The 323-nt window shown below is 40.9% G+C and carries 1 pseudogene; it reads right to left on the bottom strand.

Annotated features, from left to right (window positions below):
* Positions 1-120 precede the first annotated feature (120 nt).
* A pseudogene (locus Ga0451573_RS19050) lies at positions 121-249 on the bottom strand (M23 family metallopeptidase); the annotation flags it as partial.
* Between the last annotated feature and the right edge of the window lie 74 nt (positions 250-323).

Here is a 323-nt window from a genome sequence, read left to right as displayed (position 1 = left end):
TTATAACATAGCAAACCCCGCATTTAAAGGTAAAATCATCGGTAATAAACCCATTTAAAGGAGGTTGTCCAAAATAAAAGCCCTATGGAATCATTATCCATAAGGCTTTTGAAAAATTAACTACTTTAAATAATTGATGGGGTTCCGGAAACTTCCCCCGCTAATAACCTCAAAGTGCAGGTGGGAACCGGTACTCCGCCCCGTTGAGCCAACCAAGCCAATAAGGTCTCCTCTGCCTACTTCCTGACCTGACTTTTACAGTTAAAAAAAGGTGAGAAGCCCATAGTTGTTGAAACTACGGGCTTTTTCGCGTTTTTGATCAT

Source organism: Phosphitispora fastidiosa, from assembly GCF_019008365.1.
GTDB lineage: Bacteria > Bacillota > Thermincolia > Thermincolales > UBA2595 > Phosphitispora > Phosphitispora fastidiosa.
The sequence above is the reverse complement of the archived record's forward strand: the minus strand, read 5'-3'. Positions and strand labels throughout refer to the sequence as shown.